13 protein-coding genes are annotated in these 17435 nt (G+C 63.7%); 6 read left to right on the top strand and 7 right to left on the bottom strand.

Translation table 11 applies throughout. The features are described from left to right. Positions 1-20: 20 nt before the first annotated feature. Complete coding sequence (locus DN745_RS02355) at positions 21-818, bottom strand: metallophosphoesterase (RefSeq protein ID WP_162687402.1); 798 nt, start codon at positions 816-818, stop codon at positions 21-23. Positions 819-992: 174 nt separating this feature from the next. On the opposite strand from DN745_RS02355, the gene DN745_RS02350 reads away from it, so the two are divergent. Further along, a complete protein-coding gene (locus tag DN745_RS02350; protein ID WP_111331821.1) occupies positions 993-2666 on the top strand; it encodes a DNA repair helicase XPB in 1674 nt (557 codons plus the stop codon). Positions 2667-2765: 99 nt separating this feature from the next. Here the strand turns inward: DN745_RS02350 and DN745_RS02345 are convergent, their stop codons facing one another. Both DN745_RS02345 and DN745_RS02340 read right to left on the bottom strand, forming a co-directional pair. Further along, positions 2766-3563 (bottom strand): hypothetical protein, encoded by a 798-nt coding sequence (locus DN745_RS02345; protein WP_111331819.1) that lies wholly within the window; start codon positions 3561-3563, stop codon positions 2766-2768. Positions 3564-3645: 82 nt separating this feature from the next. Then, positions 3646-4245, bottom strand: a complete 600-nt coding sequence (locus DN745_RS02340) for a hypothetical protein (protein ID WP_133621711.1) — start codon at positions 4243-4245, stop codon at positions 3646-3648. A 214-nt stretch (positions 4246-4459) separates the two neighbouring features. Between DN745_RS02340 and DN745_RS02335 the strand changes: the two genes are divergently transcribed. From DN745_RS02335 to DN745_RS02325, 3 genes are read left to right on the top strand one after another with little or no spacing between them, the layout of a single operon-like run. Then, entirely contained in the window at positions 4460-6250 is a 1791-nt protein-coding gene (locus DN745_RS02335) for an Ig-like domain-containing protein (RefSeq protein ID WP_111331815.1), read from the top strand. A gap of 43 nt (positions 6251-6293) precedes the next feature. Next, entirely contained in the window at positions 6294-6647 is a 354-nt protein-coding gene (locus tag DN745_RS02330) for a hypothetical protein (RefSeq protein ID WP_111331813.1), read from the top strand. A 32-nt stretch (positions 6648-6679) separates the two neighbouring features. Then, positions 6680-7942, top strand: a complete 1263-nt coding sequence (locus tag DN745_RS02325) for a molybdopterin molybdotransferase MoeA (RefSeq protein ID WP_111331811.1) — start codon at positions 6680-6682, stop codon at positions 7940-7942. Here the strand turns inward: DN745_RS02325 and DN745_RS02320 are convergent, their stop codons facing one another. Continuing rightward, entirely contained in the window at positions 7943-8230 is a 288-nt protein-coding gene (locus tag DN745_RS02320) for a hypothetical protein (protein ID WP_111331809.1), read from the bottom strand. A 212-nt stretch (positions 8231-8442) separates the two neighbouring features. On the opposite strand from DN745_RS02320, the gene phnD reads away from it, so the two are divergent. Further along, positions 8443-10800 carry a serine/threonine-protein kinase gene (phnD, locus tag DN745_RS02315; protein WP_111331807.1) on the top strand — a complete coding sequence of 786 codons (2358 nt, stop codon included), beginning with the start codon at positions 8443-8445 and terminating at the stop codon, positions 10798-10800. Positions 10801-10836: 36 nt separating this feature from the next. Here the strand turns inward: phnD and DN745_RS02310 are convergent, their stop codons facing one another. Next, the gene (locus DN745_RS02310) at positions 10837-12930 is read right to left on the bottom strand and encodes an HD domain-containing phosphohydrolase (RefSeq protein ID WP_162687401.1); all 2094 of its coding nucleotides are present in this window, start codon (positions 12928-12930) and stop codon (positions 10837-10839) included. A 35-nt stretch (positions 12931-12965) separates the two neighbouring features. Further along, on the bottom strand, positions 12966-13397 hold the full coding sequence (locus DN745_RS02305) for a hypothetical protein (RefSeq protein ID WP_133621709.1): 432 nt from the start codon (positions 13395-13397) through the stop codon (positions 12966-12968). Between the two features lie 10 nt (positions 13398-13407). Between DN745_RS02305 and DN745_RS02300 the strand changes: the two genes are divergently transcribed. Next, positions 13408-16215, top strand: a complete 2808-nt coding sequence (locus tag DN745_RS02300; protein WP_111331801.1) for a hypothetical protein — start codon at positions 13408-13410, stop codon at positions 16213-16215. Here DN745_RS02300 and mutY read toward each other — a convergent pair. After that, positions 16212-17423, bottom strand: coding sequence for an A/G-specific adenine glycosylase (gene mutY, locus DN745_RS02295; protein WP_162687400.1), 1212 nt, complete (start codon positions 17421-17423; stop codon positions 16212-16214). The two genes, DN745_RS02300 and mutY, sit on opposite strands and share 4 nt — an antisense overlap. Positions 17424-17435 lie beyond the last annotated feature (12 nt).

Genomic DNA, 17435 nt, shown 5'->3' with positions numbered 1-17435 from the left:
ACGCGGCGCGAAAATTCGCGTCAGAGCTCCATGCGGAAGGGCTCGCTGGACACCAGCTCCAGGTGGACCTTGGGGCTGGGCATCAGCTCGAAGAAGGTCAACTCCGGCTCGGCGCGCACCCGCCAGGGCCAGGAGGCCGACCCCAGCCCGCGGCTAATATAGAGGTAGCTGTCGCCCAGGCGGTAGGGGCCGGCATAATATTTGGTCCCCATGCGTTCTGCGATTCGATGGGTGACCCCGACGATATTGAATTGAAAGCCGTGGGTATGCCCGCTCAGGATCAGGTCGCCGCCCATCTCGGCGCACGGCGCGGCGATGGCCGGCACGTGGTTCAGGGTGAGGCAGAATTTATCGTCCTCATAGTCCTCAAACGCCGCGTCGACGTCCGAGTGGCGCGTGACGTGGTCGTCCACCCCGACGATGGTCATCGGGGTGCCCTTCCAATCGAAGACCACACTCCTATTATTTAGAAGTGGAATCTTATAGCGCTCGAACGCGTTGAGGCAGCGTTCAGTATCCGCCCAATGGTCGTGATTTCCCAGCACGGCGTAGGTGGGCGCGCTCAGCTGACTTAAGGTCTCAATACAGGGGTCAATATCCGCGGCTCGATAGCCGATATAATCGCCCGTGAGGGCCACCAAATCGGCGCCCGACGCGTTGACATAGTCGACCACCCGCGCCATATGACGCGCCTTGACCCAGCGTCCCAAATGGACATCGGTAATCTGGGCGATCGTCAGCCCCCGCAGCCCCTCGGGCACCTTGGGGTGGCGCAGCACGAAACGATTTACTTCAACTTCTTTGAGAGGGTTGATCATCGGGACAGACCGTCCTAGCTTGTGCGGCCCGCTGGAACTCGAGCGGGCCATTGGATGCTGTTAAATAACGCGCACCGTCAAATTATGAATACAAAAACTGTCGTGTAAAACGTGCCCATTTTGGGCCTGCAACCCAGAGTATCTGCTCTCCAAACGCTCACAAGGTTCTTATAGATGTCCTATAACCCCACAAATCCGCTCATCGTCCAGTCGGACCGAACCGTCCTCTTAGAGACGGCCAACGAAAAATTTGAAGAGGCACGCGATGCTCTTTCGATCTTCGCGGAGCTCGTGAAATCTCCCGAGCATATTCATACCTACCGGGTGTCCGCGCTCTCGTTGTGGAACGCGTCCGCCCTTGGTTATAGCCCATCTCAGGTCAAAGAAAAGCTCGCCGAATATAGCAAATATGACGTCCCCGACAGCCTGCTCTTCGACATCGACGATTTTATGTCCCGCTACGGGCGCATCAAATTGATCGCCGAAGATGACGAGCATTGGCTTATCAGTGAGGACCACCTTCTGCTAGCCGAGGTGGTGCGCCAGAAGAAGGTCGAGCCCTTTATCGAAGGCGAAGTCAAGAACGGCCGGGTGCGCGTGACCAAGGATCAGCGCGGTTTCGTCAAGCACGCCCTCATCCAGGTCGGCTACCCCATCGAGGACCTCGCCGGCTATGTCGAGGGTGACCCGATCGACATCAACCTACGCTCGCCCACCCTGGCAGGCAAAGAATTCGGCCTGCGCGGGTACCAAAAAGAAGCCGTCGACGCCTTCTGGGCTGGCGGCACCGAGCGCGGCGGCAGCGGCGCCATCGTGCTGCCCTGCGGCGCCGGCAAGACGGTTGTGGCCATCGGCACGATGGACGTCGTCAAAGAGATGACGCTCATCCTGACCACCAATATTACCGCGCTTCGCCAGTGGCGAAACGAGATCATCGACAAGACCGATATCGACCCCGACCTGGTCGGCGAGTACTCGGGTGAGAATAAGGAGATCAAACCGATCACCCTGACCACCTACCAGATCCTGACGTACCGGCGCAGCAAAGAGGACGAGTTCAAGCATTTCGGCCTGTTCAACGAGGCGAATTGGGGCCTGATCGTCTATGATGAGGTTCACCTTCTGCCGGCTCCGGTCTTCCGCGCCGTGGCCAACCTGCAGAGCCGCCGGCGCCTTGGCCTCACCGCCACCCTGGTGCGAGAGGACGGCAAGGAAGATGAGGTCTTTAGCCTCATCGGCCCCAAGAAATACGACGTCCCGTGGCGCGTGCTCGAGAAGAAAGGCTTTATCGCCACCGCTCAGTGCATCGAGATGCGCGTGCCCTTCCGCGACAATGAGCTTCGCCTGAGCTACGCGATGTCCGAGCCGCGCGAGAAATACAAGCTCGCCGCGACCAACCCGGCCAAGCTCGAGGTCGTCGAGATGCTGCTCGAGAAGCACAAAGGCGAGCAGATCCTGGTCATCGGCCAATACCTGGACCAGCTCGACCAGATCAAAGAATTGACCGGCGCCCCGATCATCACCGGGCGCGTGCCGCAGCCCGAGCGCGACGTGCTCTATAAGAAGTTCCGCAGCGGCGAAGTCCCGGTGCTCGTCGTCAGTAAGGTCGCAAACTTCGCGGTCGACCTGCCCGACGCCAGCGTCGCCATCCAGGTCTCGGGCACCTTCGGCAGCCGCCAGGAAGAAGCCCAGCGCCTCGGGCGAGTGCTTCGGCCCAAAGCCGACAATAACACCGCGCATTTCTATAGCGTGGTCACCCGCGACACCACCGAGCAGGACTATTCCAATAAGCGCCAGCTCTTCCTGACCGAGCAGGGCTATCGCTATCATATCGAGACGATCACCTGATTCGATTCGGGTTCGTCCGCCGGCCTAAAAATCGGCACTAAAAAACGCCGCCCCGCATCACTGCGGGGCGGCGTTTTTTGCGGTCATGCACACGCGCGCTTAGTAGGCCTCGACCTTCACCTTGACCTGATAGTCCAGCTTAATGTCGGCGGTCGACGACTCCACGCTAAACAGCGCGTCGAATGTCTGCTCCGCCGGCCGGCTCCAGACGATCTGAAACTCTCGATTATCGCCGGACCATTGGCATTCGACGCTGGGGTCGGAGTCACAGATGCTCACGCCAGAATTCCAATACGGAAAAATATCGAAGAACTCCCGGTCACACCCCGCCCCGAGCGTGACCGTCGCGGTGATCTTCGCCGCCCCTGCGATGCAGGTATTTGGCGAGCGATTATCCACAAAGATGCGGTAAATATCGCGCTCGTACCCGCATAATTGTGTATCATAGGCGTGGGAGGAGCCCAAAAACCCGTCGCACCAGCCCTTACCCGGCCCGAAGACAGAATTGGGGCCAAGCAAAATCGGCGAGGTATACGAATCACCCATCTCCAGGGGGTCTGCGCTGCAGGTCGCCTCGGCGCCGGGCATCTCGCAACGGTTGACCTGGGGGCCGGCGTCTTCGCCGTCTGTCGCGTCCGCCCCGGCCGAGTCAGGCGCGCCCGAGTCGGTCGCCGCGTCAGCGTCTTTCGACACATCCTCGCCAGAAATATCGTGCCCGGGAACGACCGCGTCCGCCGACACGCAGCGCTGCGCGATGCACTCCTCGCCGAGGAAACAATCCTCCTGCGTTGAGCAGGCGCGCGCGCCGTCATCGGAGCATCCCGAGGCGACCACGCCCGCCCACAGAAGCGCGGCGAGCAGCAAGATATAGCGGTTTGGGCCGTGTACGCTCATCATCTCAACTCAGGTGGGCAATCCACATTGTTCTCACCCGAATCGCGCGCCTACGCGCGAGCATCCGGGCCTGGCCGGCGTCGACTTATTGACTCTCGAGCGTGCGGGCAAACGGCTTGCTATAGCCGACGGCGACATGCGTCGGCCCGTCGACGCCCTCGTCGATATCGGCGAGCATCTGGTATTTCTCGGCGCGCATCTCGATGACCCCGGGGTGGGGGTATTCGCCGGTAACCTCCGGGACCAGCGCCCGAAAGCGCTCGCGCGCCTGCTCAAGGGTGATATCGTCGCGCTTGATATCCAGGGTCGAAACGCGGTCGCCAATCCGGGGCCAAAAACCGACGCGCACCGACAAGATGCCGTCCTTACTTTTGCGCAGCACGCACCCACGGAACCAGGCGTTCTCACCGGCGTCGCCGGCCCGGTATTCCATCGTCTTCGGGCAGATTTTGGCGAGCTCGGCGAGGGCGGCGTCTTTTTCCTGGCCTAGATAAATATTACCGATCCCGACCAGGCCCGGGCCGCGCTCGCCGGCTTCGGGGACGAAGAGCTCCGGGGCGTCTTTGAGAATCGCGGCGTGCTCCTCGGCGGTGGGCGCCACATCGCGGGGTTTGCACGCGACCAGGGAAATCGCGACGGTCAGGAGAATGAGCCCGGGGTATTTCATGATATTTTCCGTCTTCAACTACATGGGATTCATACGAGTACACGGCTCTGGCACATAGCACTGAGCCCGCGCAGAGACCATAGAGATCTCGGAAGCCAACGCGGCAAATATTGGGCAAAAACCCCGGCGCAATCTATCTTAGTGTGTGATATTGATATTGGCCGTTGCGCAGGTCTTTTGTTAAGCTCCAGCCACGTTTTGGCTGCGCATTTGCAGTATATATGGAGAGATTATGCACGCCCCCCACCTGTCCCGAGCCCGCCGTCCTCGCTGGTCCACAAAAATCACGCGCTACGCGGGTGTTTTCCTCGCCCTATCGCTCCTCACGAGCGCCTGCGCCGACGACGACGCCACCGCCGACGACGGCGCGCAATGCTCCATCGACAATCCCTGCCCTGAGACTCAGAGTTGCCTGCAGGGGGTGTGCATCGCGCGCGAGATAAGCCAATGCACCTACGACTCGGATTGTCCGGGGGGCGATTATCGCTGCATCGACCAGACCTGCAAGCTGCCGACGCCCGACGCGGGGACCAACCCGAATAACAGCTCGGATACCACGGGCAATAATACTCTGCCGGACACGACGCCGGGCGACGCGCCGCGCGTTATCTCGACCAGCCCGGCCAACGGCGACAGCGACGTCGCGCTGGACACCCAACTCACGATTAAGTTCAACGAGCCGATGGACCCGGTTTCGATGAATTTCTATTCGTTGGTATTTCGAGACGCCAATAATATGAGCCTCGACGCCGACATAGAATACGACGCCGAGACCTACACCACCACGCTCTCCCCGATTGAGCCGCTCAAGCCGGCCGAGGGCTATACCCTCGAGATTCGCTCGGGGGTGCGCAATATGGGAATGGTCGGGGTGAACCCGAAGGTGACCGTGGCCTTCTCGACCGCATATGAGGAGCCGGCCAAGCACGCCACCCTCGCCCGCACCTGGGCCCCGCTTATCTACCAGGGCATCGACCTAAACGAGGGCGTCACCCCGAACGAGCAGGGCGATAATATCGTCAACCCGACGCGCCCGGACGCCGACATCCCGACCCGCATTGACTTCGATGGGAACCGCTCGGCGGTGGACAATCAGAGCAATTCGATGCGCGCCGCGACGCCCATCAACGCCTCGATCTATTATAGCGTGACCGAGTCCACCAGCTATTATTTCCTGCATTATTTCCTCTATTATCCGTCGCGCTACGGGGTCGACACCCGGGCGGAGCACGACTTCGCGGGGCTGCTGGTGGTGGTCGACAAGGCCACCGACAAGATGCTGATGACCGAGAACGTCTCGCTGGCCGCGGCGCGTGAGTTGACCAATGGATTTAAGCCCGAGGGCAGCCCGGCGCGGGTGCCCGGCGGCGACCTCGGGGACCGAAGCATGAGCACCTTCCCGCTCAGCCAGCTCGAAGACGGCACGCACTTCCCGCTCTATGTGCCGGCCGGCAGCCACGAGGCCTGCCATTGGTACCAGACCGGGCGAGACGGATTCTGCCTGCACGCCAGCGCGCAATTCCCGGGACCGTCGACCGGCGCAGCGCCCGGCGCGGCGCGCCCCACCAGCGGCGTCGTCCTTCGCCCGGGCGACACCGGCCAGACCTTTGAGCAGGCCACTAAAAATGCAGACACCGGGTTTTGGGAGATGCGCTACGAGCTGCTCCCCATCCCCAGTAGCCTGTGGACGCTGCGCGGCAATTACGACACCGACGGGCTCTTTGAGCTGCCGTTTTCCTATCGCCCCGAGGGCACGGATCGCCCGACCGGCGTGGGCCCCGACGAAGTCCTGATGCTGCCGAAGAACCTGCAGAGCAACGCCACCGACGCCAACGGGCGGCTGCCATTTAGCTGGCTGGCGACCCCGGGGAAGCGAAACCAGGGCCAATGGCTGCTCGACCCGGTCTATATCGTGGAGAACCGCTACGTCCTCGGCGCAAGCCCGTCGGCCGACTATTGCTATAATTTCTTCTTAAATATCGACAATCGCGCCAGCAGCGCACACCCGGGCTGCCAGGATTGATCGTATCATCTTGTTGATTTTCAGCTTAGCGCAGGCATCTTTTATGATTCGAAAAACGTCATCAATCATCGCGGCTCTTTGCCTCTCCGCGCTCACACTGGGCCTTGGCGCCTGCTCGAGCGCGCCGGACGCCAAAGATGATCGGGCGCGGAAAAAAACGAGCATCGCGACGCCCTATCAGGTGAAGAAGCTGAGCGCAGAAGAGTTGGCCAACACCCCCTGCGGCAACCCCGACTGGGCGCAACTTCCCGAGGGCGCAGAGATCAAATCAGCCGAGCCCGACAAGGAGTCACCGACGACGCCGGCGGCCGAAGAGCCGGCGCCCCAGACAAGCAACTCCATGGCCCCGGACGCGCAAAGCGCGTCGGTGTTCGCGCAGGCCGCCCCCTGCACCTGAGCACCCGCTCCCGCATTTATAGAGAATAAGGCATGCAACACTTTATCAGCGTCGAAGAGGCGCGCGAACGTATCCTGGCGCGCCTAACCCCCCTGGGCGCCGAGCGCGTTTTCCTGGCTCAGGCCGCCGGTCGCATCCTCGCCGAACCCATCGCAGCCCCGGCGGACACCCCGCGCTTTGCCCACTCCTCGCGCGACGGTTTTGCGCTTCGATTCCAAGATATTCAGGGCGAAACGGGCGCGCTTGAGCTCGTGGGTTCATCGGCCGCCGGGGCCCCCAGCGAGCGCGAAGTCGGCCCGGGCCAGGCCGCGCGCATCACCACCGGCGCGCCGCTGCCCGGCGGCGCGGACACCGTCGTGATGCTCGAATATTGCAGCGTCGACGCCGCCGCCAACCTGCTCACCCTCGACGCCCCCGAAGCCGTAAAAATGGCGCAATGGGTGCGCCAGGTGGGCGAAGATATGGCCGCAGGCGAAGTCATCCTCGAGCCGGGCGTGCGCCTGGGCGCGGCCGATGTCGGCCTGCTCGCCGGCTTTGGCCGCCCGATGGTAAACGTCACGCGCAAGCCGCGGGTCGCCATCGTGAGCACCGGCGACGAGCTGGTCGACCCGGGCACCCCGCCCGGCCCCGCCCAGATCGTCAACTCCAACGCCTACCTGCTCGCCGCGCTGGTTGAGGAATACGGCGGCGTCGCCCAGATCCTGCCCATCGCGCCCGACGACGAAGACGCGATTCGCCAGGCCTTCGACGCGGCCATCGCCGGGGCGGACCTGGTGTTGAGCAGCGGCGGGATGTCGGTCGGCGAGTTCGACCTGACCCGCCCGATCGTCGACGAGCTCACCGGCGGCATGCATTTTTGGAAGATCCGCATCAAGCCCGGAAAGCCGCTCGCCTTCGGCGTCGCCAGGGCCGACACGGCGCCGACGCCGCTGCTCGGGCTGCCGGGTAACCCCAACGCCTGCTTCGTCGGCTTTCACCAATTCGTGCGCCCCGCGCTCGACTTGCTCAGCGGTGACGGCGCGCAGGTGGCGGCCGACCCGGGCGCGCCGCTTGCGTCCATCCCGGCCACCCTGGCCACGGCGGTCAAGACAACCCCGCGCCGCCGCGTCTATTTAAGCGGTCGGCTCGAGGAGCCGGGCCCGGACGCCACCGGCGCGCGGCCGATCTTTTACCCCACGCCCAACCAGAACTCGGGCAACCTTCGCCTCTTCTGCCAGGCCACGGCCTTTGGCATCGTCGACGAAGGGGTCTCCGAGTTAAACGCCGGCGATGAGATTCGCGTCGAGAAGCTCTGACTACTCGGCCAGCACACAGGCCTCGGGGATGTCGCCCTCGCGGGTTTCGAGCATCGCCTGGGCGGCGCTGACCACGGAGCGGCAGGTGTCCGGGTCACTGATCCCGGCGGTCATCTCTCCGCAGGCTTTGCCCACGCCCTCGAAGTCCTGGATCGCCGCGCAGCAGCGGGTCATTTGCTCGCACTCGGGCGCCTGACATCCGCTCAACCAGGCGGCGCCTAAAAGCAGGCCGAAGAAAAGCAGGAGTGAGGATGAAATCCTTTTGGCACGACGCGTGTTATAGCTCATAATAATCTCGTTTTCGGGATCAATCTGACACTTTGTCAGCGGACAGAGTTTTGATTACGATGCATTTACTATAGACTGCAAGCCTAACGATCTGCCGAATATCTTTTAGCTCTGAGGTGCTCGCCTCATATGCTAAGCGCGTGCGTGCTCGCGCCCATCAACCTTCGCCGTACTCTGGACAATTGGTGTCTCAGCCTTCGTCGCAAAAACATATGTTTGGCCGCTATGAATTGGTCGCCCACCTGGCGACCGGGGGCATGGCCGAGATATTTCTTGCCCGCGAGCGCGGCCTGGCCGGCCTGGAGCGGCTGGTCGTCATCAAGCGCATCCTGCCGAAGCTGGCGGGCGACGCGTCCTTCGTCGATATGTTCCTGCGCGAGGCGCGCATCATCGCGCGGCTGAGCCACCCGAACGTCATCCAGATTTTTGAGCTCGGCGAAGAGAACGGCAATTATTATATCGCCATGGAATATATCCACGGCAGCACCGTGCGCGAGATGCAGGTACTGGCCGAGAAGGCCGGCTCGGTGCTGCCGGTCGAGGTGACCTGCTCGGTGCTCGACCAGGCGGCGCGCGGCCTGCACGCCGCCCACGAGCTGCGCGGCCTGGACGGCAACCCCCTGGGGCTGATTCACCGCGACATCTCCCCGCATAACCTGATGTGCACCACCGAGGGCTTCGTCAAAGTCCTGGACTTTGGCGTCGCCAAGGCGTCTCGCGGCGTTGAGGCGACCCACTCGGGGCACCTCAAGGGCAAATTCGCCTATATGTCGCCGGAGCAATGCCAGGGGCATAAGCTCGACCGCAGGGCGGATGTCTTCGCGCTGGGCATCGTCATCTGGGAGTCGCTGACCGGAAAACGGCTTTTCAAGCGCGAGAAAGACCTCGATATGATGCGCGCGGTGGTTCAGGAGCCGAGCCCCGCACCCAGTGATTATAACGCGCGGGTGCCGGCCGAGGTTGACCGCGTGGTGCTGCGCGCGCTGCACAAAGACCGCGAGCAGCGCTACCAGACCGCCGAGGCGTTTCGCAGCGAGTTGATGCAGGCCTGTCGCGACCAGCGCATTCGCTACGGCGAAGATATCCTGGCCAAATACCTCGAAGAGCTCGCCGGCGTGGAGCTGAAGAACCGTCAGGCGACCCTGCAGGATGCCCTGGAGCGCTCGCTCACATCGAACGAGCAGCGCGGCTTGTTGCACCGCACCGGGTCGGGGTCGCGCTCGAATATGGAGCGCCCGTTGGATGAGCACGGGGCGGCGACCGTGGTCGCCGGCGCCCGGCGCGCGGCCCTGCCGCAGCCCTATCACCCGAATATCCTCACCGGTGAGGACGCGACTCCGCCCTCGCCGACCCGCAGCCGCTCGGGCTTCTCCCAAAACCGACGCGCGCTGCTGCGCTCAGACCTGTCACAGCCAAGCCCGTCGCGCCCGGCCTCGCCTCAGCCGACCCCGTCGCCAGTGAGCCGCGCGCAATCGGCGCCGCACCCTTCGGCCCCGACGCCCTCGTCGGCGCGCCGCGACGACTTGCGCGAAGATACCCAACAACACGCCCAGGCCAACGCCCCAGCGGCGAGCCAGGGCGGCGGGCCGGCCAACCCGCCCGCCGCGCCCAGCCAGCAGCGGACCATCTGGTTCGGCGCAGGCGTGCTTGTTCTGGTGCTGGCCGCCCTGGCGCTCTTTATCGTCAACCCATTCACCCCGGGCGAGGAGACCTCGACAAGCGCCGAGCACGCCTCGAAGCAGGCGCCGGTCTTGCTCGGCGAGACGCTGCGCATTGGCTGGGCGCCCATCGCCCCGCACGACCTCTTATTCCCCGAGGTCTCGCTGCTCACGCCCTATCTTGAGAAGACCCTGCAGCGCCCAATCTCGGCCGAGATCACGCCGAGCTACGAGGCCCTGTCGGAGGGCTTGCGCAGCGGCAAATACGATATCGCGATGCTCCCGCCGCTGCTCTATGTCCAGACCCAGGCGGCCGAGCCCAAGATCCAATTCCTGGCGCTGCGCCAATTCGGGGGCGCGACCTCCAGCGACTCCCTGCTGGTCACCCGCATGGACTCGAGCATGCGCGCCCTCAAAGACCTCGAGAATAAGGTCTTCTGCTTCACCGACCGCGGCTCAACCACCGGCTATTTCCTGCCGCGCGCGCTGCTGCGCCGCAACGGATATGACCCGGAGACCTTCATCAAAGAGATCGTGTGGAGCGGCGACCATATCCAGGTCCTGCGCGACCTCTTGGACGGGAAATGCGACGTCGCGGCGACCTATTCGGGCTCATACCTCAGCGCCGACACCTTTGGCGTGCCCATCACGCGCATCCGCATCATCCAGGTCGCCGGACACGTCCCCCAGGACACCGTCGCCGCCAGCCCGATGCTCCCGGCTTCGGTCGCGAATCAACTGCGCGACGCCCTTCTGGCCTTCGACCCCCAGAAGGAATACGGCGTGCCCGAAATTGGCGAAGTGCTTCGAATCAGTGGGTTTTCCGAGGGGTCGGACGACGATTTCGAAGACCTTCGAAAGTCGCTCAAATATTACGACGAAGCCGCTAAGAAGGCGGGGACCAAGCCCTGAGCGCCGCCGCTAGCGGCGGACGATAAGGCAAAAAACTCAGCGCCCCGAGAGATTCAATTTCGGGACCACGCGAAGCGCGAACACCTCCACCAGATCTTTATCCAGCTTATTATCCTCGGCCTCCATGCGCAGCACGCGCACCGCGCCGTCGGCGGTCGCGGCCTTTCGGTAGGGGCGGTCGGCCGCGGTGAGGGCGTCGAAGATATCGGCGATGGTCAACATGCGAACCTGGGGCAAAATATCCGGGCCGACCAGCCCGTTGGGATAACCGCTGCCGTCGAGCTTTTCGTGGTGGGCGCCGGCGATGCACGGCACTTTCTTGAGCTCTTTACCCCACGGGATCTGCTCAAGATATTGCTCACTTCGGCGCGCATGGGAGCGCATGCTCTCCCATTGCTCCGGGTTCAGCGTGCCGCGGCGAATGCAGAGATTTTCGACCTCAAAGGGGGTCAGCAGCGGGCAGCGCTTGCCGTCGACCCCGATATAATGACGCGCGCCGATTTGCTTGATCCGCTCGATCTGGGCGTCCTCCAAAAACGGGGCTTCGGCGACCCGCATGATGAAGGCCAGGTCCTGGTCGATCTTGGCGCAGTCACGGGCGTAGCGCGCCTCGAGCTCCTGAAAATGCGCGGCGCTCAAGGCATCTTGCTGCTTGCCGAAATGCCCGCGGATCAGGCGCTGATAGTGAAGGGTCTTGACCGTCTCGAAGCGCTGGGCGAGCAGCACCAGGTGGTCGGGGGCCAGCCGCTTTTCTTTGCCCAGGACGCTCTCGGGGACCGCGATCTTGCCGAAATCATGCAGCAGCGCCGCGTAGCGCAGTTCCTTAAGCTCCCGGCGGTCCATATGAACCTCGGCGAGCACGCCGGCCTGAACCTCGTTGACCGTCTCGGCGAACTCCACGGTATAATCGGCGACCCGCTGGCTATGACCGGCGGTGGTCGGGTCACGCGCCTCGATCGCGTTGACGCTGGCGGCCACGAAGCTCTCAAATATCTCGACGATATTGTCCGACAGTTGCGCGCGCTCCAGGGCGAAGGCCACGTTGGAGGCGAAGACGCTAAACAGGTCGAGGTCGGCCTTTGAGAACAGCCCGCCCATGCCGCGGGTATCGACCTGCATGATGCCCAACAGCGAATGCTGGCCCTGCAGCGGCGCGCATAGACACGCTGTGATCTGGGCGTCGAGGATGGATTGACTGATATTGTCGCCCAGCGAATCGCGCACAAAGAGCACGCTCTCGCGGCTCTCGACCACCTGGCGCAAGATGCTCTTGCTCAACAGCGGGCCCTGCTCCTTATCCTTTTTGCCCGGCAATTTTCCGCGCACCCGGGTCAAAAAGGGCTCGGCGGCGGCGATATCCTCGGGCTCGTCGGCCAGGGTGATCGCGAAGAAGTTGGCCGCGTCAAAGGCGTCGAAGATCGCGTCCACGATCAGCCGAAGAATATCATCCAATTGGGTCTGACTATTTAGCTCGCCGGCCAGCCGGAAAAGAATCGCCAGGCTGTCGTCATTGCGCGCCAGGTTCTGCGGGATCGTCTGGACCCCGGGCATCGCCGTGGTGATCATCGTCTCGCGCGGCCCGCGCGCGACCGGGCGCGCGTTGGAAGAACCCAGCCGCGGTCCGCCCACCCGCGCGCCGCCCCCGAAATTTTTGGCCATCTCGGTGGAGACGCTCGGGCTGGTTTCGGCCCACTCCTTGATCTTCACCTCGCTGGTGTCATCGACATAGTCGTCGATATCCGCGCCGCGATTTGGCCTGGAGATGGGCGGCCCCCCGCCGCCCAACATATCGCCGCTGTCGCGCACGTGAATCTTCTCGAACTCCACGCGCATCAGCGTGCGACCGACCTGAATCTCGGCGCCGTCGTTCACAAAAATATGCTGCGCCGCCGACGCATCTTTGAGCTGAACCGACTCCTCGCCCACCCGCACCAGGGTTCCGTGACGGCTGCGCAGGTCCCGATAGACCAACCCACCGTCTTCGAAACACAGCTCCCCGTGGGTATTGGAGACATAGCCGTCGCTCAAAATCAGGTCGTTTCGCGCCCCTCGCCCCACGCCAAGACATTGCCGCGCGACGAACCGACGCATCAATCCAACATCCGGGCCGCTGATCACTGTCAGCTTCACCCGTTGATATTCATTGATTTCTGAGCGTGTATTTGTCATAGGCGCGACGTGGGTTGGGCACTCATGGCCGTCGAAAGCATCACTTCAGCGACATAATCCATTATCACAGGGCCGAATCGGACGGCAATTGCTGCCCGACGCGTATCACCCTGAACGTCGATCGCCAAATACGAGACGCCCAGCCGGGATAGAAAACACCCCTCGGGCACGCCCCTTATGGCGCTTCGATATTGCTGCGCGACGCGGCCCTCACAGCGCCATAAGCTCGCCAAGGCGCGCGTATCTCGAGCAATATCGAGTCGCACGACCAAAATACGCGTGATCGACAGCTTTACAAGCGATTCGCCCGCCACAATGGCAGCTTTCGAAGTTTTTATGGCATTTTCTTGTAGTGCGATGCCGTTTTGCTTCACAATATAGGTACATAGCTTCCGGGCGACGCTGATTTTCGCCCTGTTCTTCATCACCCGAGTAACCATGCAGCATTTGCACCCAAATCCCTCCGCTCTATTTACGCGCCTCAACCGAGGACGCGTCGCGCTACTGCTCGCGCTGCTCGCGTTGCTGGTCGGCTGCGGCGCGCAGCCCGCCGCAAATATGAGCAAAGAAGACTCGGATTTCAATAATGTGGAGGTCGAGAGGCAAGAGGACGCGGGGACCTACGACGACGCGTCGACCGGCGGCAGCTACGACACGAGCCAGGAATTCGACGCGAGCTATGATTTCGACGCGGGCGCTTACGACGACGCGTCGGGCCCCACCGAGGGCGCGCCCGGCTATAACCCGGACCTTGACCCGGTCGCCGGCCCCCTGCCGGAGTGCCGCACCGAGCCCGTGGGCCCTCAGGCCAACGGACGACTCGGCGCGCGCGTCTTCGTCCCCAGCTACCGCCTCGACCTCAGCGCGCTGAGCTCCCACCAGAGCTTTCGCGCCCACATCCACCAACTCATCCGCGACGAAGTCCTGCCCTGCACCCCCGAAGAGGCCGCCTCGCTGGTCGTCTTCCCCGAGGCGATGAGCCTGCCGATGCTCCTGATCGGCCCAAAAGCCGCAGCCGCCCGGCAGATGGACGACGCCAGCCGCGCGCTGAGCTCGATGATCGCCGCAGTGCCCAACGCCTATGCTTTTTACGGCGAGAAATACCCCGACACCTCGACCAACGCGCGCTTCGCCCTCGCCATGACCGACCCCTTGGTGCGCGCGACCTACGACACATTCGGCCAGCTCGCCGCCCACTATCAGCTCTATATTTCGGTGACGGTCACGCTGCCGGCCTTCAAACGCGTCGAGGACCCCGAGCGGGTCCCGCGCCTGGCCGACCCGGATATCGTCGAGCCGCTCTACGCCTATGAGGCGGAGTCGGCCGAGATTTACACCCGACAACTTATCTTTAGCCCCGACGGCGAACTCCTCGACGAGACGCTTAAAAGCTACGTCAACCCGATGGGGCGCCAGCAGCTCGGCCTGAGCGACGCCCGGGTGGGCTCGCTGCACACCTTCGAGAGCCCCTGGGGTGCCAGCGCGGTCGCAATTTCGGACGCGGCGTTGATGCCCGATATCCAGGACCGCCTCGATGACCTGGGCGCGCGCGTGCTCCTGCAGCCCAACGCCCAGCGCGGAAGTTGGGCCGGCGCCCCCTCGACCACCAACGACGCGGACGACGCTCTCGCCCCGATCTGGCAGCCCGACCGCTTTATGCTCGGCGCCTATAATTTGGTGCAGCGCAGCCCTCGGATGACCCGCGGGTATGTCCCACAGATCACCGGCGACTTCTTCGAGCTCTACTTCGACGGACAGGTCCAGATGGTCGGCGACGCTCACCACAGCCCACAGGGCGCGGCGTTTATCGGCCAGGACAGCGCCGCCGCGGGCAACTTCTTCGTCGGCCCCTGGGTCGTCGAAGATCCAGCCGTTGCGCACCCCGAGTGGTCGACCGAAGAGCGGCGCGCGGCGCTTCGCGCGACCGGCGAACGGCTCGCCCCCGGCGCAAGCGACCCGCTCGATATTAGCGGCGTTGAGGGCGTCTGGGCCAATGATCTACCCGCGCCACCCGACACCGCCCCGGCGGTTGAGACACACCCGGCTATTGTGGCGGTCGCCGACCGCATATATGTCGCGGCGAGCCAGGGGCGCATCGGCGAGCGCGGCCTTCGCATGCAGGTCCTCCATTCCAATAGCGACGCGTGGAGCACCGACGAGAGCGCGCCGACCCCGCTGGCCGACCTCAGCATCTCGGTGCCCGACTATGACCTCATTCGCCCCACGATGGCCGCCAAGGAGGACCACCTGCACATCGTCGCTGAACTGATCGGGGACGATGAAAACCGCCTGGTCTATCTCAACTTTGATCGCGAGCAGAACCGATTCGTCGGTGAGCCCAAGATTATCGACGCCCAATTTGTCGGCCCGCGCGCATATCACCCGGACCTCAAGATCAGCGGCGACGTCCTCAACATGACCTGGGTCCAAGAGATCAACGGCGTGAACCGAGCGGTCTTCGCGCAGACCAACCTCAACGCCCCCTTTGAGAGCCTGTCGGTGCGCACCGAGATCGACCGCCGCGCCGACGAAACCATGGCCTTGCCGGGCAATATGCAGGGCGCGAACGGCCAGGCGCCGGCGAGCCAATGGGACGCGCGCCTGGCCGTGACCCAGGGGGCAATCGCGGTCACCTGGATGAATTATCGCGACTCGAATTGGGAGATCCTGGCCTCGGCGAGCGTCGACGGTGGCCTGAGTTGGTCCCGGGCGATCCGCGTGGACGCGGTCCCCCAGGGTGTCCAGGCGTTTAACGCATCGCCGACCATCGCCGCGATTAGCCGGCGCAGCTTCGCGCTCGCCTGGACCGACGCGCGCGCCACCCGCCCGAACACCCGCGTCGCCGCCGCGATGCTCACGGTCACCAGCGACGGCCAGATCCACATGCCGCGGCCCGCCACCCTGCTCGACGCAGGTCTGCTCGGCGCCCCCGGCCAGCACGACGACCTCGAGGCCAGCACCGGGCAAACCGATTGGCATTGGCGCCCGGTGATCATCCCCGAAACCCTCTACTTTTCGGTCTATTACGAGGCGTTAAGCGGCGCCAGGCGCTCCATCAAGCGCACGCGCATTGAGCGCACCACCGCCACTCAACTCATCACCGATACGGTCGCCAATGACACCGGCGCCGGTGGGTATTTCCCCAGCGTTACTTCGAATAATGGCGCAGCATTTGTAGCCTTCGAGGAGCTCGATACGCTCGAAAGCCGCGGCTCCAAGACGCGGGTCATGCGCGCCGGTGATTAATCCCTGGCGCGATAGAGCGCCAGGATTTTTCGCATCGCGGCCGACATCGCCACCGCATCCAGCGCGTCTTCTGGCACCCATTTATACGGCCGGGCGCTCGCATCATGCAGCCGCGCAGCCGGCGCGCCGACGGCATTCTTCTGGCCGCTCGCGTCCCAATAATCAGCCTCGACCTGCATCTTAATATGCGAGAAATGATGGACGAATTCGCCGATTCGCTGCAGCTGAGTCGGGTCTTCGAGCATCAGTCCGGCCGCGCTGGCGAGAAAATCCTGAAGCGCGCCAAAGACCTTCGAATCCGCGGCGCGGGCCGAAACCTCGACGCTCGGACACTCCCACAGCCCACCCCATATGCCATCGAGCGGACGCTTTAGGAGCAAAAACTCGCGCGTCAAAGCGCCGTCGTTCTGCGCGCGCAGCTCGCGGGCGACCACCAGGCTGCGCACGCGCACCGGGCGCTGGCGGGTGCGCTTGGCGGGCGACGGGAAGTCCGTGGGCGACTCGGTGCGCGACGCGTGACAAACCCCGCGCACCGGACAGTCCTCACAATTCGGATTCTGCGGGGTGCACACCGTGGCGCCCAACTCCATCAACGCCTGATTGAAGTCGCCGGGCTCCTCGGGGTCGAGCACGCGGGCGGCCAGGCGCCACCAGAGCTTCTGGAACGCCCCGCTCTTGGCGTCCCCGCGCACCGCCCGCAGCCGGGCGAGGACACGCTCGACATTGCCATCCACCAGCGGCTCGGGCTGGCCGAAGGCGATCGACGCGATCGCCCCGGCGGTGTAGGGCCCCACACCCTTGAGCTTTCGCAGCTGCCCCGCGCTGCGCGGCAGGCGCCCGCCCATCTCCTCGAGCACGGTCTTCGACGACTCATGCAAAAAACGCGCGCGCCGATAATACCCAAGCCCCGCCCACTGCTCGAGCACCTCGTCGAGGCTCGCCGTGGCCAGCGCCTCGACGGTGGGGAAGCGTTGCGCCCAGCGCTGATAATAGGCGACCACGGTCGCCACTTGCGTCTGCTGGAGCATGATCTCCGAGACCCAGATCAAATACGGGTCCTGGATGTCGCGCCACGGAAGCTCTCGCCGGTAGAGCCGATACCAGCCGAGCAAGGCGACGCGGATCGCGGCGCACTCGGCGTCGCTAAAATCAACGGCGGCCAGTGGTTGTGGAAGGTCAGATTTTGTCGGGGAAGTTGACTGCGACACGTCAGCGGGCTC

Origin of the sequence: Bradymonas sediminis (assembly GCF_003258315.1) — a bacterium.
GTDB classification, from domain to species: domain Bacteria; phylum Myxococcota_A; class Bradymonadia; order Bradymonadales; family Bradymonadaceae; genus Bradymonas; species Bradymonas sediminis.
The sequence above is the reverse complement of the archived record's forward strand: the minus strand, read 5'-3'. Positions and strand labels throughout refer to the sequence as shown.

What these genes read in the sequence shown, in the direction of transcription:
- DN745_RS02355 (WP_162687402.1), bottom strand. Translation starts at nt 818, where the DNA reads ATGATCAACCCTCTCAAAGAAGTTGAAGTAAATCGTTTCGTGCTGCGC.
- DN745_RS02350 (WP_111331821.1), top strand. Translation starts at nt 993, where the DNA reads ATGTCCTATAACCCCACAAATCCGCTCATCGTCCAGTCGGACCGAACC.
- DN745_RS02330 (WP_111331813.1), top strand. Translation starts at nt 6,294, where the DNA reads ATGATTCGAAAAACGTCATCAATCATCGCGGCTCTTTGCCTCTCCGCG.
- DN745_RS02320 (WP_111331809.1), bottom strand. Translation starts at nt 8,230, where the DNA reads ATGAGCTATAACACGCGTCGTGCCAAAAGGATTTCATCCTCACTCCTG.
- DN745_RS02325 (WP_111331811.1), top strand. Translation starts at nt 6,680, where the DNA reads ATGCAACACTTTATCAGCGTCGAAGAGGCGCGCGAACGTATCCTGGCG.
- phnD (WP_111331807.1), top strand. Translation starts at nt 8,443, where the DNA reads ATGTTTGGCCGCTATGAATTGGTCGCCCACCTGGCGACCGGGGGCATG.
- DN745_RS02345 (WP_111331819.1), bottom strand. Translation starts at nt 3,563, where the DNA reads ATGATGAGCGTACACGGCCCAAACCGCTATATCTTGCTGCTCGCCGCG.
- DN745_RS02335 (WP_111331815.1), top strand. Translation starts at nt 4,460, where the DNA reads ATGCACGCCCCCCACCTGTCCCGAGCCCGCCGTCCTCGCTGGTCCACA.
- DN745_RS02300 (WP_111331801.1), top strand. Translation starts at nt 13,408, where the DNA reads ATGCAGCATTTGCACCCAAATCCCTCCGCTCTATTTACGCGCCTCAAC.